Origin of the sequence: Streptomyces sp. R-74717, from assembly GCF_047305335.1 — a bacterium.
GTDB lineage: Bacteria > Actinomycetota > Actinomycetes > Streptomycetales > Streptomycetaceae > Streptomyces > Streptomyces atratus.
In genome coordinates this window covers 1,431,828-1,454,109 of record NZ_CP102361.1, presented here as the reverse complement: position 1 = coordinate 1,454,109, position 22,282 = coordinate 1,431,828, and the positions used below count along the sequence as shown (strand labels likewise).

General features: G+C 69.6%; 22 protein-coding genes and 1 pseudogene. 10 read left to right on the top strand and 13 right to left on the bottom strand.

Annotated features, from left to right (window positions below; all coding sequences use genetic code 11):
- Window positions 1–399: 399 nt before the first annotated feature.
- A complete protein-coding gene (gene gyrB, locus NRF20_RS06810; protein ID WP_398632779.1) occupies window positions 400–2,433 on the bottom strand; it encodes a DNA topoisomerase (ATP-hydrolyzing) subunit B in 2,034 nt (677 codons plus the stop codon).
- A 475-nt stretch (window positions 2,434–2,908) separates the two neighbouring features.
- Window positions 2,909–3,103: a hypothetical protein gene (locus NRF20_RS06805; RefSeq protein ID WP_398632780.1), complete on the bottom strand. Its 195-nt coding sequence runs from the start codon at window positions 3,101–3,103 to the stop codon at window positions 2,909–2,911.
- Window positions 3,104–3,268: 165 nt separating this feature from the next.
- On the opposite strand from NRF20_RS06805, the gene NRF20_RS06800 reads away from it, so the two are divergent.
- Entirely contained in the window at window positions 3,269–3,706 is a 438-nt protein-coding gene (locus NRF20_RS06800; protein WP_398632828.1) for a helix-turn-helix domain-containing protein, read from the top strand.
- Between the two features lie 99 nt (window positions 3,707–3,805).
- On the opposite strand, the gene NRF20_RS06795 is transcribed toward NRF20_RS06800, so the two are convergent.
- From NRF20_RS06795 to NRF20_RS06775, 5 genes are all read right to left on the bottom strand, one after another.
- Window positions 3,806–5,086 (bottom strand): trypsin-like peptidase domain-containing protein, encoded by a 1,281-nt coding sequence (locus NRF20_RS06795; protein WP_398632781.1) that lies wholly within the window; start codon window positions 5,084–5,086, stop codon window positions 3,806–3,808.
- A gap of 5 nt (window positions 5,087–5,091) precedes the next feature.
- A complete protein-coding gene (locus NRF20_RS06790; protein WP_413754538.1) occupies window positions 5,092–5,226 on the bottom strand; it encodes a hypothetical protein in 135 nt (44 codons plus the stop codon).
- A complete protein-coding gene (locus tag NRF20_RS06785; RefSeq protein WP_398632782.1) occupies window positions 5,223–5,378 on the bottom strand; it encodes a hypothetical protein in 156 nt (51 codons plus the stop codon). The genes NRF20_RS06790 and NRF20_RS06785 overlap by 4 nt, the downstream gene beginning before the upstream one ends.
- Before the next feature lie 36 nt (window positions 5,379–5,414).
- On the bottom strand, window positions 5,415–6,365 hold the full coding sequence (locus tag NRF20_RS06780; RefSeq protein ID WP_413752216.1) for a hypothetical protein: 951 nt from the start codon (window positions 6,363–6,365) through the stop codon (window positions 5,415–5,417).
- A gap of 259 nt (window positions 6,366–6,624) precedes the next feature.
- Window positions 6,625–6,849 carry a hypothetical protein gene (locus tag NRF20_RS06775; protein ID WP_398632785.1) on the bottom strand — a complete coding sequence of 75 codons (225 nt, stop codon included), beginning with the start codon at window positions 6,847–6,849 and terminating at the stop codon, window positions 6,625–6,627.
- An 800-nt stretch (window positions 6,850–7,649) separates the two neighbouring features.
- On the opposite strand from NRF20_RS06775, the gene NRF20_RS06770 reads away from it, so the two are divergent.
- Entirely contained in the window at window positions 7,650–8,237 is a 588-nt protein-coding gene (locus NRF20_RS06770; RefSeq protein WP_398632786.1) for an NUDIX hydrolase, read from the top strand.
- A 19-nt stretch (window positions 8,238–8,256) separates the two neighbouring features.
- Here the strand turns inward: NRF20_RS06770 and fusA are convergent, their stop codons facing one another.
- Window positions 8,257–10,356, bottom strand: a complete 2,100-nt coding sequence (gene fusA / locus NRF20_RS06765) for an elongation factor G (RefSeq protein WP_413752215.1) — start codon at window positions 10,354–10,356, stop codon at window positions 8,257–8,259.
- Window positions 10,357–10,819: 463 nt separating this feature from the next.
- On the opposite strand from fusA, the gene NRF20_RS06760 reads away from it, so the two are divergent.
- Window positions 10,820–11,452 carry a class I SAM-dependent methyltransferase gene (locus NRF20_RS06760; protein ID WP_413752214.1) on the top strand — a complete coding sequence of 211 codons (633 nt, stop codon included), beginning with the start codon at window positions 10,820–10,822 and terminating at the stop codon, window positions 11,450–11,452.
- Between the two features lie 39 nt (window positions 11,453–11,491).
- Here the strand turns inward: NRF20_RS06760 and NRF20_RS06755 are convergent, their stop codons facing one another.
- From NRF20_RS06755 to NRF20_RS06745, 3 genes are all read right to left on the bottom strand, one after another.
- Complete coding sequence (locus tag NRF20_RS06755) at window positions 11,492–11,818, bottom strand: hypothetical protein (protein WP_413752213.1); 327 nt, start codon at window positions 11,816–11,818, stop codon at window positions 11,492–11,494.
- Window positions 11,819–11,938: 120 nt separating this feature from the next.
- Entirely contained in the window at window positions 11,939–12,811 is an 873-nt protein-coding gene (locus tag NRF20_RS06750; RefSeq protein WP_413754537.1) for a DUF2510 domain-containing protein, read from the bottom strand.
- Window positions 12,812–12,913: 102 nt separating this feature from the next.
- Window positions 12,914–13,177 carry a hypothetical protein gene (locus NRF20_RS06745; protein ID WP_413752212.1) on the bottom strand — a complete coding sequence of 88 codons (264 nt, stop codon included), beginning with the start codon at window positions 13,175–13,177 and terminating at the stop codon, window positions 12,914–12,916.
- Between NRF20_RS06745 and NRF20_RS06740 the strand changes: the two genes are divergently transcribed.
- From NRF20_RS06740 to NRF20_RS06710, 7 genes and pseudogenes are all read left to right on the top strand, one after another.
- Complete coding sequence (locus tag NRF20_RS06740; RefSeq protein WP_413752211.1) at window positions 13,149–14,069, top strand: AMP-binding protein; 921 nt, start codon at window positions 13,149–13,151, stop codon at window positions 14,067–14,069. The genes NRF20_RS06745 and NRF20_RS06740 overlap by 29 nt on opposite strands.
- Window positions 14,066–14,845, top strand: a complete 780-nt coding sequence (locus NRF20_RS06735) for a crotonase/enoyl-CoA hydratase family protein (protein ID WP_398632792.1) — start codon at window positions 14,066–14,068, stop codon at window positions 14,843–14,845. Before NRF20_RS06740 ends, NRF20_RS06735 begins: the two co-directional genes overlap by 4 nt.
- A gap of 59 nt (window positions 14,846–14,904) precedes the next feature.
- A pseudogene (locus tag NRF20_RS06730) lies at window positions 14,905–15,024 on the top strand (LD-carboxypeptidase); the annotation flags it as partial.
- A gap of 120 nt (window positions 15,025–15,144) precedes the next feature.
- Window positions 15,145–15,879: a FadR/GntR family transcriptional regulator gene (locus tag NRF20_RS06725; protein ID WP_398632793.1), complete on the top strand. Its 735-nt coding sequence runs from the start codon at window positions 15,145–15,147 to the stop codon at window positions 15,877–15,879.
- 157 nt (window positions 15,880–16,036) lie between these two features.
- Window positions 16,037–16,804 carry a (Fe-S)-binding protein gene (locus tag NRF20_RS06720; protein WP_413752210.1) on the top strand — a complete coding sequence of 256 codons (768 nt, stop codon included), beginning with the start codon at window positions 16,037–16,039 and terminating at the stop codon, window positions 16,802–16,804.
- Window positions 16,801–18,342: a lactate utilization protein B gene (locus NRF20_RS06715; protein WP_398632795.1), complete on the top strand. Its 1,542-nt coding sequence runs from the start codon at window positions 16,801–16,803 to the stop codon at window positions 18,340–18,342. Before NRF20_RS06720 ends, NRF20_RS06715 begins: the two co-directional genes overlap by 4 nt.
- Entirely contained in the window at window positions 18,339–18,971 is a 633-nt protein-coding gene (locus NRF20_RS06710) for a LutC/YkgG family protein (RefSeq protein WP_413752209.1), read from the top strand. Before NRF20_RS06715 ends, NRF20_RS06710 begins: the two co-directional genes overlap by 4 nt.
- A 45-nt stretch (window positions 18,972–19,016) precedes the next feature.
- On the opposite strand, the gene NRF20_RS06705 is transcribed toward NRF20_RS06710, so the two are convergent.
- Both NRF20_RS06705 and NRF20_RS06700 read right to left on the bottom strand, forming a co-directional pair.
- Window positions 19,017–20,918 (bottom strand): DUF2264 domain-containing protein, encoded by a 1,902-nt coding sequence (locus tag NRF20_RS06705; protein ID WP_413752208.1) that lies wholly within the window; start codon window positions 20,916–20,918, stop codon window positions 19,017–19,019.
- Window positions 20,915–21,955: a hydroxyacid dehydrogenase gene (locus NRF20_RS06700; protein WP_413754536.1), complete on the bottom strand. Its 1,041-nt coding sequence runs from the start codon at window positions 21,953–21,955 to the stop codon at window positions 20,915–20,917. The genes NRF20_RS06705 and NRF20_RS06700 overlap by 4 nt, the downstream gene beginning before the upstream one ends.
- Window positions 21,956–22,282 lie beyond the last annotated feature (327 nt).

Genomic DNA, 22,282 nt, shown 5'->3' with positions numbered 1-22,282 from the left:
GGAGGGGGGGCGCGGGGCGGGCGGCGAACGGCTCGCCGCCCGCAGTAACAGACGACGCAGGCGGCCCGCCGGTTGCACCCGCGGAGCCCCCTCGCGTGTGTGGATCGCATTCGAAACACGCGAAAGGGACCGTACCCCTCCCGTTTCACCCCCCACCCACCGCGCACACCCCCGTCAGCCCCCTGACGTTCACCACGACATCGTTCCGCGCCGGACGTCCCCTGGGCACGGCGTGAGGCGAGCCCTCCGGGAAGCGGACGCCGTGCCCTCGTCACGATGGTGCACGGGGGCGCGGATCGCGCCGGAGGAGTGTGCTCACGCCGTGCTCTCCCGGGCAGCAGAGGGTAGTGGTGGGGCTTCGGGCCGGGCGTCCGAGAGGGGCGGGAGCAGTGCCCAGGGTCAGATGTCGAGGAAGCGGACGTCCTTGGCGTTGCGCTGGATGAAGTGGCGGCGGGCTTCGACGTCCTCGCCCATCAGGACGGAGAAGAGGTCGTCGGCGACGGCCGCGTCATCGAGGGTGACCTGGCCCAGGGCCCGGTGGTCGGGGTCCATGGTGGTGACGCGCAGTTCCTCGGCGTTCATCTCGCCCAGGCCCTTGAAGCGCTGGATGGAGTCGTCCTTGATCCGGCGGCCGTCCTGCCGGCCCCGTTCCAGGAGCATGTTGCGTTCGCGGTCGGAGTAGGCGTATTCGACGTGGTCCCGGCTCCACTTGATCTTGTACAGCGGGGGGCGGGAGAGGTAGACGTGGCCCTTCTCGATCAGTGGGCGCATGAAGCGGAACAGGAAGGTCAGCAGCAGGGTGTTGATGTGCTGGCCGTCGACGTCGGCGTCCGCCATCAGGATGATCTTGTGGTAGCGGAGTTTGGCGATGTCGAAGTCCTCGTGCACGCCCGTGCCGAATGCGGAGATGATCGCCTGGATCTCCTGGTTGTGCAGGATTTTGTCGATCCGGGCCTTCTCCACGTTGAGGATTTTGCCGCGGATCGGGAGGATCGCCTGGTACTGCGGGTTGCGGCCAGATTTGGCCGAACCGCCGGCGGAGTCTCCTTCCACGATGAAGATCTCCGACATCGCCGGGTCATTCGACTGGCAGTCGGACAGCTTGCCCGGCAGCGCCGCCGTTTCCAGCAGGCCCTTGCGGCGGGTCAGGTCGCGCGCCTTGCGGGCCGCAACCCGGGCCGTGGCCGCCTGGATGGCCTTGCGCACGATGTCCGCGACCTCGTTCGGGTTACGGTCGAACCAGTCAGTCAGATGCTCGTGGACGATCTTCTGCACGAAGGTGCGCGCCTCGGTGTTGCCGAGTTTGGTCTTGGTCTGGCCCTCGAACTGCGGCTCGCCGAGCTTGACCGAGATGATCGCGGTCAGGCCCTCGCGGATGTCCTCGCCGGAGAGGTTCGCGTCCTTTTCCCGCAGCAGCTTCTTCTCCCGCGCGTAGCGGTTGACCACGGTGGTCAGGGCCGTGCGGAAGCCCTCCTCATGGGTGCCGCCCTCATGGGTGTGGATGGCGTTGGCGTAGGAGTACACGCTGTCGGTGTACTGGCCATTCCACTGCAGCGCGACCTCGACCGACAGCAGCCGTTCCGTGTCCTCGGCGGCGATGGTGATGACCGAGGGATGGACCGGCTCGCCCTTGCGGGCATTGAGGTAGGCCACGAAGTCGGTGATGCCGCCGTCGTAGCGGTAGGAGACCGTCTTCGCTGCCGGGTCCGAGTCGGCTTCGTCGGCCGCGGCCGTCGCGCGCGCGGAGGGCCGTTCGTCGGTCAGGGTCAGAGTGAGCCCGCGGTTGAGGAAGGCCATCTCCTGGAAACGCCTGGCCAGCGTCTCGAAGGAGTATTCGGTGGTCTCGAAGATGTCGCCGTCTGCCCAGAACGACAGTGAGGTGCCCGTCCGGGAGGTGGCCTCGTGGCGGGCCAGAGGGGCGGCGGGAGCACCGTCCCTGTAGTCCTGCGTCCACCGGTAGCCGTCGGTCCGGATCTCCGCCGACAGCCGGGTCGACAGCGCGTTGACCACCGACAGACCCACACCGTGCAGACCGCCGGAGACCGCATACCCGCCGCCCCCGAACTTCCCGCCCGCGTGCAGCACGGTCAGCACCACCTCGACGGCCGGCCGCTTCTCCACCGGGTGCATCCCCACCGGGATGCCGCGGCCGTTGTCGACCACCCGCACGCCACCGTCGGCCAGGATCGTCACGTCGATCCGGTCGGCCACCCCCGCGAGTGCCTCGTCCACGGAGTTGTCCACGAGCTCCTGCACCAGGTGATGGAGCCCCCGCTCTCCCGTGGAGCCGATGTACATCCCGGGCCGCTTGCGCACGGCGTCCAGGCCGTCCAGAACAGTGATCGCGTTGGCGTCATACGACGCCGCCCCCACATGGCCGGGCTGCTGGGACCCGGGGGTACCGGTGGCGGCGCGAGTGTCGTAAGTGGTCACAGATGCTCTCTTTCGGGCATGGCAGACCGCGCTCCCGCACCACGGTGCGGGAGCGGCCGGACAGCTGGCGGAGACAGGGCAGGCAGCCCAAACAAGGCCCCGGAGGCTCTCCGGCCTCGGGACCGTTGACTGCCGGGACGCTGTCCAGGATACCGGAGATGCCCCTTACTGGAGGGGCGAGAACGCCTTCACGCGCCACTGTGCGACCCTTACTCCATACAAGCCAATCCCCCCTGCCTTGGCCCCTTGAAAGTGCGACAGGGGGACGCTCAGGGGCTTTGGTGGCGCCTTGCTGCGTAGAGCCCCAGGCGCTATTTCTGGCGTGACCCTCCGCGGTCACCAGTCGCGCTGCGTCAGGCCGCCAGCACCCGCCTCCCGACGAACGCTGCCCGGTGGAGGGTGCTGCTGGAGGCGGCATCAGGCGTTTATGGTTGCCGCTGGTCGATGGTGCTGGCGAGCTGGTCGGCGTACTCCGTCAGGATTCGGTGACCGGTGGGAAGCGTTCGCCGCGCGGTTCGAGAGTCAGGGCGGCTGCCTCGTCCGTCGTGAGCCGGGTGCTGTGGGCGAAGAGCTTGAGTCGGCTGCCCAGGGTCACCAGCAGCTGGCCGGGGACGGAGGCGGCCGGCGGCTTGACTGCTCCTGCGCGGGTCAGCACTTGGAGGGGTGACATGTCCAGCCGGTGCGACGAGCGCAACAGAAGGCCGGGCAGGCCCTCGCCGGGCAGCGGTGCCAGCGCGCGGGGCCCTCCCGGTATCTCTTGGCCGAGCGCCGGGAGGGCCGTGTAGCGCGCAGAGGCGCTGTGCTCACGGTAGAGGCCGACCCGGCGCGGGTCGAAATGCGGTTGGCTGCGGGCGAGTTGCTCTGCCCGTCCTGTGAGGGGCTGCTGAGCCGGTGGGGCTGGGCACGTTCGCGTGTACTGCGAGACGCGGCGGGCGGGCTGGTGGTGGTGCGTCCGCGACGGACCAGGTGTGTCAGATGCGGCATCTCACATGTACTCCTTCCGGTGTTCGCACTGGTCAGGCGGGCGGACGTGGCAGAGGTGATCGGGGCGGCCCTGGCGGCGAAAGCGTCCGGGGCCGGGGTTCGGGTGATCGCTGAACAGCTCGGCCGGCCGGTGGAGACGGTGCGGGGGTGGCTGCGCCGGTTCACTGCCCGGGCCGAGGCGGTGCGGCGGTATTTCACAGTGTTGCTGGTGGACGCCGGAGTTGACCCGGCACCGCCTGGGACGGGGCGGACGCAGTCGCCGCGGTGGTCGGGGCCTGGTGGTCGATGACGTCGAGGTGGCCGGGCGTCGGCAAGGTGTCGCCCTGGGTGGCAGCCTGCGCGGTTACCGGCGGGATACTGCTGGCCCCCGCCTGGCCTGCGGAAACGATCAACACGAGCCGCCCCTGACGCCACGCCGGTCACTCCTGTCAGCCTCTGCGTGTGCGTCTGTCGACGCCGTGATCGAGAGGCAGGTGGGCGGGTGGCAGGACAGGAAGACCAGACGCGTCTGGAGCGGGCCCAGGCGATCGGGCTGTTTCGGTACATGCTGATCAGGGAGGCAGCAGATCCGACCTTGTCGCGCCGCCAGTGCGGCGCCTTGGTGCGGGAGTTGGCGGCGGTGGCACATACCGATCCGGACGGCCGGACGGTGCGGATTACGCGGTGGACGCTGGACCGGTGGATTATGGCGGCGGACGAACGCACCCGCGGGGGAGCCGGCATGCAGTTCGGCGAGCTGTTCGTAGACGATGTTGAGCAGTTCGGGGACGCCCCGGCGCACGCCCATGGCCATGCCAGCCAGCCGTTCGATGTCCGCGGCCGGACCGGAGGACCGCCGTCCGAGCCGCCCGGCGAGCCGCTCCTCGCACGCCATGACCTCCCTACGGGTCGGCAACAACTTCTCCAGAGCGCCGAGGAGTTGCTGCCGTCCGCGGCCTGCAGCGGGGGCAGCGACAGGCGGAAGACCGGGGAGTTCGGACTCGATGGAGGAGAGCCCGATCGCGTACATCGCGGCGGGTGGGGCGTACTGCCCGGCCGGTGCGGGGTACTCCCCTCGCGCGCGGCTTTCGTGAGCGGCGACGACTAGCCCGACGACGGCCTGTCGCTCCCTGTCCCACAACGGCCCGCCGCTGAATCCCTCGGCCACAGTCCCGCCCAGGACGTCGAGCGCGATCCAGGGATGGGAGGAGACACGTGGCATCGCCCGGAGGGTGGGCAGGGCGTGTCCGCTCGCCCACTGCGCGACGACCTCGTTGCCGTCCCGATGGGTTAGGAAGGGCGCCGGTTCGGCGCCCGGTGGGGCCTCGGTGTCCAGTTCGATGACCGCGAGATCGCCGTAGTACGGAAGGGCGCCGACTCCGGGCGGGCTCGGGTGGTCGGCCTCGGGGCGGCTGCGCGGCGGCCGCCAGCAGTGCGGCAGCACCCTGCCGATCAGCTCGCGCTCCCGGTCGACATGCGGGAACCGCAGCCCGATCTGCTGCCCCCGCGACGGCAGGGGTGCGTCGAAGCGGTGCCGGCCGAGTGCGCTGTTGATGACATGTGCACAGGTCAGAACCAGGGTGGGGGAGAGTAGTACGCCCGCACCGACTGGCTGGTCCCGCCCCAGGACGGACACGAATGCCCGGTGCTGCGGTGCGTCGGCGAGTGAGGGGGCCACGTCCAGCCGCATACGGGTCAGGAACCGTTGACCTGGCTGGGCAGCCCTGCGGGTGGGTGCGTCGGCGCGGCTTCTTCCGTGCCGTTGAGGTTCCAGGTCGCTGAGACGGTGAAGCTGGCCTCGCCGCTCCCGGAGAAAACGCCGAGACTCAGGTCGCTGCCCAGCGTGACACCGAACTCGACCGTGACCTCGTCGGGAAGAGCGGCCCGCCGTCCACCGGCAGGCCGCGCTGCTCACCGCCGTGCTGCGCGACCCGGCCCGAGTGCGTGCGTACGAGCAGGCGCGCGGCGCGTGCCCGCGTCACGCCCTGATCGGCGCATGCGTCGCGCCGCCCTTCAGGTCAGTTGCCCGCCGTCCACAGAGCCGCCTGCGGGGCCGACTGTGTAAGCGTCCTCTCGCCCGTCCAGTCGATGAAGGAGGTGCCGGGCAGATAGTCCTGTTGGAGGAAGAACGCCCGTGTGATCCGTGTGACCGTCACGGACGCACCGGTCTCCTGGACGGGCGTACGCAGCCCGACGACCTCCGCGACGTCCGACGGCTTCGTCCCCACAGGCAGCTCGACCGTGGTCGCCGCCGCGCCATTGCGGGTGATGGACCACGAGGTGACGTCGTGGTTGGACGTGTACAGCTTGTCGCTCCCCTTCAGCCGCACCCCGATGGACAGGCCCACGTCACCGGCCTGGTCCGACGGCGAGGTCGTGTGGGACACCGCGAGGTACAGGTAGGTGCGCTGATCGCCGAGGTCCGGAGTATCCGGGTCCGAGGGGGATTCGATCTGGCCCTCACGTGTCATCTCCTGCCCCATGATGGGGTAGAGCCACGGATTCGTGTCCATGATGTGCTCCCGCGTCCGACCCGCGGGCAGCGACTCGATCGGTGCGAGGGAGAACCGCATGGGGTCGTCGACCTTGTCGCACAGGTTGTTGTTGGAGGTGCAGGTCTCGAGCAGCGGGCGGCTGTTCTCGTACGCGCCGGCGAAATTCAGCGTTTGGTGGTTGGGTGCCTGGTAGACGCCCGTGCCGGGGACCGGCTTGCCCTCGGCGTCGACTTCGACGCGGTAGGCCCACTCGATGTCGGTGGTCCGGCCCCAGCGTGCCATCAGCGCGGGCGAGTTGGTGCCGCCGTCCTCGTTGCTCCAGATCACCGTGTACTGGATCACCTTGTGGCCGGCGGTCTGCGCCGGGGAGATCTCGTGATAGGCGAAGACCGGGGTGTCGGTCGTGCTGCTCTGGAACCGATCACCCAGATCCGGCAGGTTCCGGCCATAGAGTATGGGTGCGTTCTTCAGCACGAGTGCCTCATCGCTCTCCTCCCCGTAAATCCGGACCGAGACGTCGTCGAGCTGCGCGCTCCCTGCGGAGAGCGGTCGTCGGCGAAGCGGAACCGCAGCTTGTGCGGCCCCTTCTTGAGGTGGCCCAGGGTGAAGCTGCGGGTGATCGGCTGATCCGAGGGGATCACGATGTCGGTCGCGTAGCGCCCGTCGACGTATGCCGATACGACCGCGGACCCGCTGCCCTTGATCCCCCAGGAGACCCCGGACGCGCGGGAGTTCAGCGATACCACAGCCTCCCCGCCCGATCCGCGACGAAGGGCAGGGTCCGTGCGGGCTTTCCGCGCTTCACGGTGACGGTGGGTGTGTCCGCCTTCCGCACGTCTGTTGCCGCGGCCGGAGGCGTGAACAGCCCGACAGCCGATACGGCAAGGAGGACCGCTGCCGCGCCGCTCCCCAGCCCGACCGAGGCGGTACCGAGCCGTGACACGCGAGTGTCGTTCATCGTTGAGTTCCTTTCAGGTCTTCTTACGCATGAAGCCCTTACGAGGGTGCAGCAGACCGGCGTCGGCCGGGCCATGTGAACGCCAAGCGCAGTTGAACATCCCGGTCGGCGACGACGTGACTTCGCACAGGTTCCAAGAGGGTGAGCCAGGCGCGGTCACGGCAATGCGATGCCGTGCACGACGCCGTCCTGATCACCCACCACCAGAGTGTTGTTGACGACCGCGGGGCTGCTGAAGGTGAAAGCGAGCGTGTGCTGCAGCCACCCCGCCGCGTGCCGTCGGCGATTGGTAGGCCGATGAGTTTGCCGTCCACGGATTGGATCCAAGCGGTGTTCTCATGGACGATCCCGCCCGCGTTGAACACTTGGACGTCCAGGGAGGCGAAGACCTGTTTCATCCACCCCGTGCGCTGGGGGGGGGCGTGCACGTCGAGGTGCGTGTCGGAGACGAGGCCGAACCGCAGCCCACCGTCGGATTCCCGCGTTGCCGCGCCCGCCGGTGCGGCCCCAAGCAGCGTTGCCAGACCGGCCGTTGCCAAGGCGGCACCGCCGAGACCGAGGAGCGTGCGACGGTGCATTGCGTGCGAGCACGGCTCGTGGCCGTTTGTGACCATCATCGGGTGTTCCGCCCTCGTCGGATGATCTGCGGCGAAAGGCTCGCTCGATGAGGTGAAGGGCGGCTTACCGGGCGTCACTGGTTACGTGAATGGCCCGCACCATCGGTCAAGACGACGGTTGCGGACCGCAGTGTCGACGAACCGGGAGCACACTGCGAAAACGCCCGGCCTACGCTGTCAGGCATGCCAACAGACAACCGGCCATTCACCGTGAACCACGATGTCGAGGTGCCCGTTTCTGTACCCGGAGCGGTCTGGACCGTCGGAGCGGTCATCCTCAACCAGGACGGCGAAGCCTTCGCCCAGAAACGAAGCCCGGATCGCCACCTCTTCCCCGACACGTGGGACATCGTGGGCGGCCACGTCGAGGCGGACGAAACCCTCCTGGACGCTCTCGCGCGAGAGGTCGAGGAAGAGGCGGGATGGCGCCTTCGCCACGTGCGCCGATTCCTGGGCACCAGCACCTGGACCGGAGACGACGGAGCTGGACTCCGTCACGAGGCCGACTATCTCGTCGAGGTCGACGGCGACTTGGACCACCCCACCCTGGAATGGTCCAAGCATTCTGCCTACGGCTGGTTCGGCCCTGACAACCTCGCTCGCCTGAGAGAGAATCGCGCGCCCGGAGAATTCTTGATCCACGACCTGATCGCGCGAGCTGTGCAAGATCGCCCGGAGAGTTCCTCACGCGGGCTGGAGCGGCGTGGAGGACATGTCCTTCACGCAGAGACCCTGGTCAACCACAAAGGAGACTTCGTGAGCTGGTCATGAACCAGGGCCTTCCCCGGTTCTACCGGTCCGGTGTCCCGCGAGGCACCGCGCCCGGCGCCGGGGCGTAACCGGTGGCCCGGGTGGTGAACGTTCCCCGGCCCTGGGTCCGGCTGCGCAGCCGGGTCGCATAGCCGAACAATTCGGCCAGCGGCACGGTTGCGGTGATCGCCGACGTGCCGGCCCGCGCGGTCGAGCCCGAGACCCGGCCACGCCGTGCCGCCAGATCGCCGAGCACCCCGCCCACGGCGTCATCGGGCACGGTGACCGTGACCTCCACCACCGGTTCCAGCAGCACCATCACGCTGTTGCGCAGCGCCTCACGGAGCGCGAGCCGGCCGGCTGTCCGGAACGCCATCTCCGAGGAGTCCTTGGAGTGGGTGGCCCCGTCGGCCAGCGTGACCCGCAGTCCGGTCACCGGGTGTCCGCCGAGGGGGCCCTCGGCCAGGGCGTCCCGGCAGCCGGCCTCCACCGCCCGGACGTACTCCTGCGGCACCCGGCCACCGACGACGGCCGACCGGAACGCGAAGTCCACCGCATCGCCACCGCCGTTGTCACCGGCGGCTTCCAGCGGTTCCACATCGAGGACGACATGAGCGAACTGGCCGGCACCTCCGTCCTGTTTGACGTGCCGGTACACCAGTCCGGACACCCCTCGGCCGACCGTCTCCCGGTAGGCCACCTGCGGCCGGCCGACGCCGATCTCCAGCCCGTGAGCACGACGGATCTTCTCCACCGCGACCTCCAGATGCAGTTCCCCCATTCCGGACAGCACCGTCTGGCCGGTCTCGGGGTCGGTCCGGACCGTCAGCGAAGGATCCTCCTCGACCAATCGCGCCAGCGCCGACACCAAGCGTTCGGTGTCGATGCGTCTGCGGGCCTCGACCGCCACGGAGACGACCGGATCGGCAACGGAGGGAGGTTCGAGAACCAATGGCGCAGCGGGTGTGCACAGGGTCGCCCCGGCACGGGCGGCTTTCAGCCCGATCACCGCGACGATGTCCCCGGCCACCGCCTGCTCCACGTCCGAGTGCTGTCCGGCCTGTACCCGCAGGATCCGGCCGATTCGCTCGTTGCGTCGCGCGCCCACGTCCAGCACCGCGTCCCCCTTCCGGATCGTTCCCGAATACACACGCAGATAGGTCAGCCGCCCCGTGGCGGTCGAGTTCACCTTGAACACCAGCGCGGCGAACGGTGCCGCCGGGTCGGCGGACCGCTCCTGCACCGCGCCGTCCAGGGTGCCGCGTACCGCAGGCACATCCAGCGGCGAGGGCAGGTAGGCCACGACGGCCTCCAGCAGCGGCTCGATCCCTCGGTTGCGGTAGGCCGAACCGCACAACACCACAACGCCCTCACCGGTACGGGTCAGGTCGCGCAGTGCGGCGGACAGAGTCTGTGCGGAGACCGTCGACTCCGCACAGAACTCCTCCAACGCGACCGGATGGAGTTCCGCCACCGTCTCCTCGAGCAGCCGGCGGCGCCGGTGCGCCTCTTCCCACAGGTCGTCCGGCACCCGGCCCTCCTCGAACGTGCCGCGGCCGTCGGCCCAGACCAGCGACCGCATACGCAGCAGATCCACCACCCCGGTGAACCCGTCCTCCTTTCCGATCGGCAGCTGTACCACCAGCGGGACCGTGTGCAGCCGCGCCCTGATCGACGCGACCGCCGCGTCGAGGTCGGCGCCGGCACGGTCCAGCTTGTTGACGAACGCGATGCGCGGGACCCCGTGCCGGTCGGCCTGCCGCCACACCGACTCGCTCTGCGGTTCGACCCCGGCGACAGCATCGAACACCGCGATCGCGCCGTCGAGCACCCGCAGCGAGCGTTCCACCTCGTCGGAGAAGTCGACGTGGCCCGGGGTGTCGATCAGATTGATCCGGTGGCCGTTCCAGGCACAACTCACCGCAGCGGCAAAGATGGTGATCCCACGGTCGCGTTCCTGGGAGTCGAAGTCGGTGACGGTCGTCCCGTCATGGACCTCGCCCCGCTTGTGGGTGGTGCCGGTGAGGTAGAGGATCCGTTCGGTGACGGTGGTCTTGCCGGCATCGACGTGGGCGAGGATGCCCAGATTACGAACGCCGGTCAGTGGACTGGTGAGATGACGGTGCAGATCGGTACGCACGGCCCATGGCCTTTCGGGGTGATCCGGATCGGGTCGGCGCGATTCCCGGACGAACCGGCCTGTGGTCAGGCCCCGCAGAAACCCCTGATGCGGTGCACCGCATCGGTGCACAGCCGATCGGGCAGCTCAACGCCACTCATAATGGGGTCAGTTGTTCGTCACGGACATCCGGTGCCGGCCGCGCAGCAGGCACCGGGCACACGAGGACACCAGGATCACCTCGTACCGCGACTGGGGGACAACAACAGCGGTGCGGTAACGCACGGCCGGTCTCCCCTCACTCGTCACGGTGCGCGCTGCGATGTTGTTGCAGCGTGCGATTGGTGGCGAGTGTAGTGAACCCGGTGCCGGCAGTTCACCGGATTTTTCTGCCTGACGCCGTATCCGATTGGTCGTTGAAGGCCGCTGCGAATGATGAAACGATCCCGAGGAAGCCGCCAGGGCAACGGGAGGACCCACATCGATGGACGAGGACCACGGCCACCCGGCCGCGCGAGTGTTCGACGCTCTGGGTGCCGAGTACGAGCGGGCGTTCGCCGACTCGGCCACCCACCACGCCTCGCTGAACTGGCTGTTGGAGCACATCGCACCGCACAGCCGGGTCCTGGACGTGGGCTGCGGAACAGGCCGGCCGACCGCGCAGACCCTGGTCGACGCCGGTCATGATGTGCTGGGTGTCGACGTGTCGCCCGTCATGGTGGACCTGGCGGCCCGGCAAGTGCCCGGTGCATCCTTCGAGTGTGTCGATATTCGCGAACTTCCCCTGGATGAGGGGAGTTTCGATGCGATCTGCGTGTACTTCTCGTTGCTGCAGATGTCCCGCGACGACCAGTCCCGACTCCTGGGGAAGCTGGGGCGACTGCTGGTCCCCCGAGGCCACCTGGTCGTCGCGACGGTGCCGCTGGACGTCGAGGACGTCAGCGTCGTCTTCATGGGACAGGAGGTGCAGGCGACCAGCTTCGGCGCCGACGAATTCACCGAGCTGGTCGCCGGGGCCGGATTCACGGTCCTCTGGGAGCACAGCAGCCTGTTCACCCCGGCCTACGAATCGGCGGTGGCCGAGCCCCAGTTGTTCCTGCACTGCCGACGGGACTGACATACCGCGGGCCTGCCCGGAGGACAGGCCCGCGGTATGTCAGTGCTCACGCAGAAGCACCCCGGGCCGTCGTGGGCGACGTACCCCGGGGCGCCGCTGCACAAGAGCGCCCGGGCGCTTGTAGGTGTTCAGCGGGCCCTTCCACCTGCGAAGCGCATGCCTGCCGCATCTGCGCCACTGCGCGGGCGAGATCGGTACAGGCTGCCCACCCCTGGTGACCATCGCGTTGACCGGCGTCATCGGATCCGTCGCCATGGTCTTGGCCAGCAGCACGCCGATCACCAGCGGGGCCAAGGTCACGGCAAGGGCCGTACCGGCGGTGGCGACGTGCTGCATGCGGGGGCGGGGCGGTGCGTCAGGAGCCATGGATGTCATTCGACCAGCGATGGCCCGGTGGGAAATCGGACGACGTACTCAGTCCGGTCGTCCTGTCGTACTCACCGGTGCACGACGCCCGCCCCGCCGGCGTGATCGTCCGCCACGCTCCTACGCGGTGGTGCCGGGACCGGAGCCCGTTCCCGATGCGGCCTTGATGCCCTTGGTGATGTCGTCCATGACGGAGAGCTCCGGCGCCTTGGTGTTGATGTCGAAGCCGGAACGGACGACGATCAGTGTGTCCTTGGAGCGGGGGGACGGGAACGCCAGCGACTGGACGTAGCCGTCGTCGCCGCTCTTCGTCACCACTTTCCAGCGCACCAGATAGCCCTGCTCACCGGCGACGGTGACCGCCCCCGACTTGAGCTCCTGATGCGAGGTGATGCCTCCGTAGATCTTCTCGCCGTAGGACTCCGTCGCATTGGCGGAGATGTCCTTCGTCGCCGTGGCCTTCGCCGATGTGGTGTCGAGCTTCAGGGCCTTCGCCGGCATGGAGAACACCCCGCCGCGCACGCACTGCTGGGACGTGTCGCCGGGACAGGGGTACTCGCCCGTGGTCACTCCCGCGCCCGCGATCCCCGACTTGCCCGTCCAGCCGTCGGGCACCGGGAGGCTGATTCCGCTGACCAGGTCCGTGGCGTAGCCGTCCTCGGTCTGCGGTACCTGCTGCTCGGGCGCCTGGCCCTCATCGCCGCCTCCGGGTGCGCCCGGCCCGCGGCCGGGCGCATCGGAAGGCGCGGTGGACGGGGCAGTGGACGCGTTCTCCTTCGAATCGCCGGAATCGTCCGACAGCAGAAAGAGGCCGCCCCCGATGGCGGCGAGCACCACCACACCTGCGGTGATGCCGATACGCATCCGGCGGCGCCGGATCGTGGCGGGCGGTACGCGGAGATGGTCGGTCCACTGATTGCCGTCCCACCAGCGTTCCTGAATGGGGCCAATTCCTGTATACCCGGGGTCTGGATGCCAGCCGGGCGGGCTCATCTGGGTCACACGGTCCACCGTAGAACGGTTGCGTGAGAATCAGATGAATCCATGGGACCGGATGAATCAGGTGAATCGGGCGAACACGGTGAATCGCGTGAATCAGGTGAGGAAACGCTCCGCCCACAGCCGCAGCATCTCGTCCCCGAACGCCGGGTCCTCGCGCAGCACGCCTGTGAGCGCCGGCCCCCGGTGCAGCACCGGCAGCGATTCGCAGAGCATGGCGAAATCGTCGCGCGCAGCGACCTTTGGCCCGAAGATGTCTGAGATCACGGCGCGCTGAGCGGCGCCCACCTCCCGTTCCGCGGGCAGCAGGGCCGCCTTGAGGCCGGGATCGGTGCGGGCCCGGCACCATGCCGGCGGCACCTTCGTACTGCCGTACTGGGTGCGGGGTGGCGCGTCCGTCGTCCTCGGCGGCTTCGACCCGGACGAGTACCTTGCCGCCATCCCCCGGTACGGGGTGAGCGCCGTCAACCTCGTCCCCACCATGCTCGGCATGCTCTTCGCCGAAGGGCGGGCCGAGCGCGCGGACCTCGCCCGGCTGTCCACCGTCGTCTATGGCGCGAGCCCCATGCCGCGCCCGCTCATCGAGCACGCTCTGGACGCCTGGGGCCACGGATTCGTCCAGTACTTCGGCCAGACCGAGGCGCCGCTGTGCCTCACCGTGCTGGACAAGGACGACCACGCTGAGGGCGGCGCGCTGCTCGGTGCCGCCGGGCACCCCGCCGTCGATGCGCAGCTCGCCCTCACCGACGAGGGCGGCGCCCCGGTCGCGGCCGGTGAGATCGGCGAGGTGCGCGTCAAGGCCCCCTTCACCATGACCGGTTACCACAACGAGCCCGGGCTGACCGCGCAGAGCCTCGACCCCGACGGCTGGGTCCGCCCCCGCGACCTCGAACGCTTCGACGACCGTGGCTACCTCCACCTCGTCGACCGCAGCAGCGACGTGATCATCACGGGTGGCTACAACGTCTGCCCGCGAGAGGTCGAGGACGCGCTCGCGAGCCACCCCGCCGGCGCCCAGTGCGCCGTCGTCGGCGCCCTCGACCCCATCTGGGGCGAGGCCGTCACCGCCTTCGTCACCCTGCGAACGGGGGCCGAGGTCTCCGAAGCCGCCCTGCGCGAACATGTACGCGCCCCGCTGGCTGGGTACAAGGTTCCGAAGACCGTGCACTTCGTGGACACTGTTCCGTACTCCCCGGTCGGCAAGATCCTCCGCCGGGCCCTGCGCGATCCCCTGTGGGAGGGCGAACGATGAGCGAGAATCCTGCGGTACGGACCGAGCGTGACGGCCCCGTGTTCACGGTGATCCTCAGCCGGCCCGAGGTTCGTAACGCCGTTGATGGTCCGACGGCGGACCAACTTGCCGATGCCTTCCGTCAGTTCGAGGCCGACCCGGATGCGGCCGTCGCCGTGCTGTGGGGCGAGGGTGGCACGTTCTGTGCCGGTGCCGACCTGAAGGGCATCGGTACGGAACGCGGCAACAGGGTCCTGGCCGAGGGCGACGGGCCGATGGGCCCGACCCGGATGCGCCTGAGCAAGCCCGTCATCGCGGCGGTCGCGGGGCACGCGGTGGCCGGAGGGCTGGAGCTGGCTGTCTGGTGCGATCTGCGGGTGGCCGAGGACGATGCGGTGTTCGGGGTGTTCTGCCGCCGCTGGGGGGTGCCGCTGGTGGACGGCGGGACCGTGCGGCTGCCGCGTCTGATCGGTGAGAGCCGGGCCATGGACATGATCCTCACCGGGCGGCCGGTCCCGGCCGCCGAGGCGTACGCCATCGGGCTCGCCAACCGGATCGTCCCGCCGGGCGAAGCCCGCCGTGCGGCGGAGCAACTCGCCCGGGAGATTGCCGCGTTCCCGCAGCTGTGTCTGCGCCACGACCGGCTCTCGGTGCGCGAGCAGCACGGTCTGAGCGAGCCGGACGCCCTCGCCTCGGAGTACCGGCACGGCCTGGTGCCACTGACTGCGGGGGAGACGCAGGCCGGTGCCGACCGCTTCGGGGGCGGCGCGGGCCGCCACGGATCCTTCGCCGAGTGAACGGCGGGTCGCCCCGCGCGACCGGGGCGGCCTGCGTGACCAGCACCCGGACTGGTCCAGGCAACCTGGAGATCCTGTCCTGGCCGCTGATGGCCGACCGTGAGATCCAGCCGGTCGCCGCCTACGAGGGCCGGGTGCTGTTCCTCGAAACGTCCGAGGAGATGCCGTGCGCCGAAGAGAGCGGGTCCTCCCGCATGACCGGCCTTTGGTCCGACCATACGTGATGTGTGACATAGTTGGAGATCGGGCAACAGACACGACGGCAACCGGACGATTCCGGCCGAGGCAGGGGGTGACGGATGCCCGTCGAGTGGCAACCCGTACGGCAGTCCCGTACGCATGAACTCGTGCTCCAGAGCATCGAGCAGCGGGTGTTCGCCGGTGAGCTCAGGGCCGGTGACCGGCTGCCGCCCGAGCGTGAGCTCGCGCCCGTTCTCGGGGTCAGCCGGTCCGCGCTGCGTGAGGCGCTGAGGGTGCTGGAGACCATCGGTGTGCTGGTCGCCCAGCCGGGCCGGGGGCCGGACGCCGGGGCGCGGATCGTACGCAACCCGGACGACGCCCTCGGCCGGCTGCTGCGTCTCCACTTCGCCCTAGGCAGCTACAGCCTTCATGACGTCCTGGAGGCGCGCGTCGTGCTGGAGAGGTCGAGTTTCGAGGCGGCCGCGCGGCATGCCTCGAAGGAGGACCTCGATGAGGCGGAGGCCCTGGTCGTACGGATGGGGGAGCCGGATGTCGAGGTTCCCGAGTTCAACGACCTGGACACCCGGTTCCATGTGCACATCGCCCGCAGCTCCGGCAATGAGCTGACCTCCACGCTCACCTCCGCCGTGCGCGAGTCGGTGCGCCCGCTGATCCTGCGGGCCCTGGAGGAGGCCGAGAACTGGCCGGCCACGGCCGCCGCACTCAACGCGGAGCACATCGAACTCCTGCGGCTGGTGCGCGCGGGCAAGGGTGCGAAGGCCGCCGACCTGGTCGAGCAGCACATCCGCAGCCTCCACGGCACGCTGGTCGACGAGAGCTCCGAGCGGCTGTAGGGGCGATTGTCGACGACCAGCGCGTCGGTCTTCGGAAGAGATTGTCAGGGGCATGACTACGCCTCCCTGTCGCTCCCGGCGTGCCGCGCCCTTCATGTTCCGGACCGAGGCTAGTATGGTCGGACCATAAAAATGGAGAATCGATCGGAGAGACCCCATGCGCATCGGACTCTTCGCCACCTGTCTGGGAGACACGCTCTTCCCCGAGGCGGTGAAATCGGCTGCGGTCCTGCTCGCCCGCCTGGGCCATGACGTGGTGTTCCCGCCGGGACAGACCTGCTGCGGTCAGATGCACGTCAACACCGGATACCAGCGCGAACCCGTGCCCCTGGTGCGGAATTTCGCCGAGCAGTTCGGTGACGCGTCGATCGAAGCCGTCGTCATGCCGTCCGGATCGTGCGCGGGCTCGGTCCGCCATCAGCACGAGATCGTCGCCGAACGGTACGGGGACGCGGCGCTGCGCGCGGGTGTCGCCACCGTCAAGGCCAAGACGTACGAGCTGTCGGAATTCCTCGTCGACGTCCTGGACGTGACCCAGGTCGGGGCGTACTTCCCGCACCGGGTGACGTACCACCCCACCTGCCACTCCCTGCGCATGCTCCGGGTCGGCGAGAAGCCGCTGAAGCTGCTCCGCGCCGTCGACTCCATCGACCTCGTCGAGCTCCCCGATTCCGACTCCTGCTGCGGATTCGGCGGCACATTCGCCGTCAAGAACGCCGAGACGTCGACGGCGATGCTCCAGGACAAGATGCGCAACATCGCCACCACAGGAGCCGATGTCTGCACCGCGGGCGACTCGTCCTGTCTGATGCACATCGGCGGCGGACTCTCCCGTATCGCCTCGGGCACCCGCACCCTGCACCTCGCACAGATCCTGTCCTCCACCCGCACCTCGCCGTACGTCCCGACGGAGGCCGTCCGATGAGCAACACCTTCCTCGGCATGCCCGCGACTCCGCCCCGTTCCCCGTACGGAACCGGAAATCTGCGCGGCGACCGGACGTTCCCCGAGGCCGCCCACGACGAACTGCGCAATGAACAACTGCGCCGCAATCTCGGCAGAGCCACCCACACGATCCGCGCCAAACGCCTGAATGTCACCGGCGAACTGCCCGACTGGGAAGAGCTGCGCGACGCCGGCTCGGCCATCAAGACCGACACCATGAACCGGCTCCCCGAACTCCTGGAACAACTGGAGCGCAAGGTCACCGAGCGGGGCGGCACCGTCCACTGGGCGCGCGACGGCGTCGAGGCCAACGAGATCGTCACCCGGCTGGTCAAGGCGACGGGCAGCGGCGACGTCATCAAGGTCAAGTCGATGGCCACCCAGGAGATCGGCCTCAACGAGCACCTCGAATCGGTCGGCATCACGCCGTACGAGACGGACCTCGCCGAACTGATCGTCCAGCTCGCGCACGACAAGCCGTCGCACATCCTGGTGCCCGCGATCCACCGCAACCGCGACGAGATCCGGCAGATCTTCCTCAAGGAGATCCCGGGCGTCGACCCGGGCCTCGACAACGTACCGGCGCATCTCGCCGCCGCGGCCCGCGCCTATCTGCGCGAGAAGTTCATGACGACCAAGGTGGCGGTCTCCGGCGCCAACTTCGGTATCGCCGAGACCGGCACCCTCTGTGTCGTCGAGTCCGAGGGCAACGGCCGCATGTGCCTGACCCTGCCCGACACCCTGATCACCGTCATGGGCATCGAGAAGGTGCTGCCGCGCTACCAGGACCTCGAAGTCTTCCTGCAGTTGCTGCCGCGTTCCTCCACCGGTGAGCGGATGAACCCGTACACCTCGATGTGGACCGGTGTGACACCCGGCGACGGACCGCAGGACTTCCATCTGGTCCTGCTCGACAACGGACGCACCGCCGCGCTCGCCGACCGGATCGGACGCGAGGCGCTCAACTGCATCCGCTGCTCGGCCTGTCTCAACGTCTGCCCGGTGTACGAACGGGCCGGCGGCCATGCGTACGGATCGACGTACCCCGGACCGATCGGCGCGGTCCTCACCCCGCAGCTCGCCGGGATGCACGCGGCCAAGGACGACCCCAACAGCTCTTTGCCGTACGCCTCCAGCCTCTGCGGTGCCTGCTTCGACGCCTGCCCGGTCAAGATCGACATTCCGTCGCTGCTGGTCGAGCTGCGCCATCAGCACACCGAGGAGTCCGGTACGACGGCGGAGAAACTGGCCATGAAGGCCGCGGCCGGAGTGATGAGGAGGCCGAAGCTCTACACCGCCGCGCAGAAGGGTGCGGCGATCGGCCGCGTCATCGCCGGGCGGGACGGGAAGATCTCGCATCTGCCGCCGCCGTTCAACGGCTGGAGCGACAGCCGCGACACCGCCGCCCCGCCGAAGCAGACCTTCCGCTCCTGGCTGGCATCGGCCGAAGGTGCCGCGACGATGCGGGCCGCCGCCGACGAGCACGAGAAGAACCGGAAGAAGGAGGAGGAGAAGTGACGACCGCTCGCGAAACGGTGCTGGGCAGGATCAGGGACGCCCTGGCCCTCGCCCCGACCCAGGACACCACCGTCCGCCGCGCCTACCGCACCGGCCGCAGCCTCCCCGACGACGAGCGCCTGGCCCTCTTCACCGACCGGCTCGTCGACTACAAGGCACAGGTGCACACCTGCACCGCGGACCGCACGGCGCAGGTCGTCGCCGAGGTGCTGCGGGAGCGCGGCGCCCAGCGGATCGGTGCGCCGGCCGGACTCGACGCGGCGTGGCTCGGCGCGTACGACGGTGAGGTTCAGCAGGACTCCGCCGACATTCCGGCTCCCCGTCTCGACGCATTGGACGGGGTCGTCACCGCCTCGGCCGTCAGCTGCGCGGAGACGGGCACCATCTTTCTGGACGGCTCACCCGACCAGGGCCGGCGGGCGCTGTCCCTCGTCCCCGATCTGCATGTGTGCGTCGTCGATCTGTCGACGGTCGAGACCGGGGTGCCGGAGGCGGTGGCCCGGCTGGTGCCGGAGCGGCCGACGACGCTGATCAGCGGTCCTTCGGCCACGTCCGACATCGAACTGGAGCGGGTGGAGGGCGTGCACGGTCCGCGCACACTGGCCGTGGTGATCAGGACAGACGTGTAGCGGAGGGCGGGGTTGCGCGGCCCCGCGGCCGCGCAACGCCGGTGCTCACCCGTGCGTGACCGTCAGCGGCTCGAAGCCGATACGTGTCGTCGCCGCATCCTCCGCCCAGCAGACCTCCACCGTGTTCCCGTCCACATTCACCCCGCTCACCACCGCATCGAGCGGCGCCGCGTCGGGCTCCGCGGTCAGCGAGGCGAGCGCCACCAGCACCGCCGTGCCCTCAGCAGCCGCGGACAGCCGGGGCACCACCGCCCAGCGCGTGTACGCCGTGCCCTGCGGGGCCCGGATCCCGTCCCGCGTCTCCCAGCCGTGCAGACCGTGCAACGCGGAGGTCACCGCGTCGTCGTGACCGGTCGCCCAGCCCGTCTGCTCCACCCGGGCCCCTGCCGGTGCGCCGAGCACGCGGTGCACCCTCAGCTCGTACCGGCCGCGGACCACGGTGACGCTCTCGACCCGCATCCCCGGCACCATCGGCGCACCGGACGTGAACACCGGGCGGTGCCAGGAGGCGGCCCAGCCCCAGCCGTCGCTCCCACCGGCGCCCAGCGGACGGATGGCACGGCGACCGCTGCGGACCCCGGCGACTACCACGGCCAGATGGTTGTCCGCCACGTTCGCCTGCGACGTGGGGCCGGTCACCGTGGAGTACGACTGACGGTTGTACAGAGGATCGTCCTGCACACCCGACTCGCCCTCGTGCGGGTGCACATGGTCGCTGCCGTGGTTGTGCAGCCGTACGATTCCGTCCGCCCGGGTGGACTGCACGAGCAGTCCGGGCGCCGGCAGTGCGAGCACCCGGTCGGGGCCCTCGCTCGGCGCGGGCTCCTCGGTCGCGGTCCACAGCGGATGACCGTCCGGGGCGAGCAGCGAGACGAAGGCCTTGGACGCCCAGTACGGCGAGGCGGGGGCCGAGTAGTCCTGCAGCGTCGCCTCGTGCGGGCCGTGCCAGCCCAGGCTCAGCAGCCCGTCCGTACCGGTCGCACCCCGGTCCAGGAAGTAGCGCAGCGACCCGTTGATCACCCGACGCGAGGCGCCGGGCGTGAGCGGGGTGTGCCCGGTGACGGCGCCGAGCGCGACCGACGAGGCGGCCGCGAAGCGGTACGTCAGCGAGCGGCCGAAGTGGATCGGCGCACCGTCGCCGCCGAACAGCAGCGAGAAGCCGGCCAGATGTTCGCGCAGCCGGTCGCCGTAGTGCGCGGACAACTCGGCGTCACCCGACAGATGTGCGTCCAGTACCGGGTAGAGGTGCAGCGCCCAGCCGTTGTAGTGGTCGAACGCGCGGCCGTCGCCGTCCGAGTACCAGCCCTGCCCGCGGTACCAGCCCTCCAGCAGGTCGAGGGCACGCTCCTTCGCACGGGCCGTCTCCGCGTCGCCACGGCCCACGGAGTCGAGGAACGCGGCCACGGAGTAGGGGAACAGATACCAGTTGTTGGGAGCGGGGGTGTGCCGCAGCGCGCCGCGCAGCCACGCCTCGGCACGGTCCTGCACCCCGGACTCCAGCCGTTCCCAGAGCCACGGCCGGGTCAGCCGCAGACCGATGGCGACCGACGCGGACTCGACCATCGGCTGGCCGAAGACGGTGTGGTCGCGGATCAGCGGCCAGGACTCGGCATCGTCCCGGCCGGGGGTTCGGGTACCTGCGGTGAGCCCGTCGGCGTACCGGTCGAGCCAGCCGTGCGGGTCCTTGCCGTCCGCGCCCGCCACCCGGAAGGCGGCGGCGAGGAACGTACGCGCGTACCCCTCCAGACCGTCGGAACGCACGCCGGATGCGGACGGCCGGCCCGGCAGGTCCAGCAGCGCGCCGCCTGGAGTGGCCCACTGCCAGGCGGCCTTGAGCAGTCCGTCCGCAGCTGCCTCCCAGTGCGCACGGGTGTAGCCGGTGCGCGGGCTCAACGCCCGGTCATCGGCGGGGAGTTCGAGGGTAGAGCTCGGATGGGGTGCGTTCATGCGAGGAATGCCAGCCTTTCGCGTCGTACGGGGTGGGCGAATCCGCCGCCCGCGGCCCAGCGGCCGGCCTCGCCGACCGCCAGATCGACCAGTCGCCGCCACTCGTTGCCCTGCGAGCCTGCGAGGTGCGGGGTGACGGTCACGTTGTCGCACTCCCAGAGGGGGTGTGCGGCGGGAAGGGTGTCGGGCTCCGTGACGTCGAGGATCGCCCGGATCCGGTCCTGCCGCAGTACGTCGACGAGCGCGTCCTGGTCGACGACGGCGCCCCGCGAGGTGTTGATGAGCACGCCGTCGGGGCGCATCGAGGTGAGCAGTTCACGGCTGACGAGCCCGCGGGTGGCCGGCAGCAGGGGGGTGTGGACGCTCACCACGTCACTGCGGGCGAACAGTTCACCGAGGCCGACGGGCCGGACGCCGAGAGCGGCGGCCTCCGCCTCGGGGACGTACGGATCGTGGAGCAGCACCGGCAGGTCGTACGGCCGCAGCAGTTCGATGACGCGTCGGCCGATCAGCGAGGCGGACAGAATGCCGACGGTGCGGCCGTAGTTCCCGACCTCTGTCGAGGTGGCGAGCCAGTTGTCGCGGCGGCGTTCGGTCCGGTAGTCGCGGGCCCGTTCCAGGACCCGTTTGCCGGAGAGCAGGATCATCGCGACGGTGTACTCCGCCACCGGCAGGGCGTTGGCGGCGGCCGCCGACGACACCTCGACGCCGCGTTCCCAGCAGGCTTCGGTGATGTGTCCGCGGATGGTGCCCGCGGTGTGGACGACGGCGCGCAGATGCGGCGCCGCGTCCAGGGCCGCACCGTCGAGCGGCGGACAGCCCCAGCCGGTGACCAGGACCTCCACGTCGGCCAGTACGGCGCGGGCCCGGTCGGTGGTGAAGTCGTCGAGAACGGGCAGGGGAGCGAGGTCGCACACCTCGCCGAGCGCGGCCAGGGACCGTGCGTCGAGGAGGGCGGCCGCGGCGTCCGGCTTCATGGCGGCGGCGGCGCGTGGCCGGTTCCGCGTGCCGGGGGAGGTGCGGGCGGTGCTGGGCATCTTTCTCCTGGTACGGGGGTGGCGGCGCGGCTGCTTGACGGCGCCCGCGGTGAGCCCCGACTTCCAGAACCGCTGGAGCAGGGCGAAGGCGAGGATCAGCGGCAGGACCGCGAGCAGCGAACCCGTGATCACGGCGATGAGCTGCCGCTGCCGGCGCTGAGCGCGCCTGTCAGAGGCAGGGCGGCGATCGTGGCGAGCACGGATCGACGACTCTGTCGACCGGGCATGTGCGCCTCCCGCGGCTCCTGATTCGGGTCACGGGGAATCCTGATCGACTGATCGGTAGTGGTCAATAGATCGCTCAGAAGAAAATCAAAGCGGTCAAAC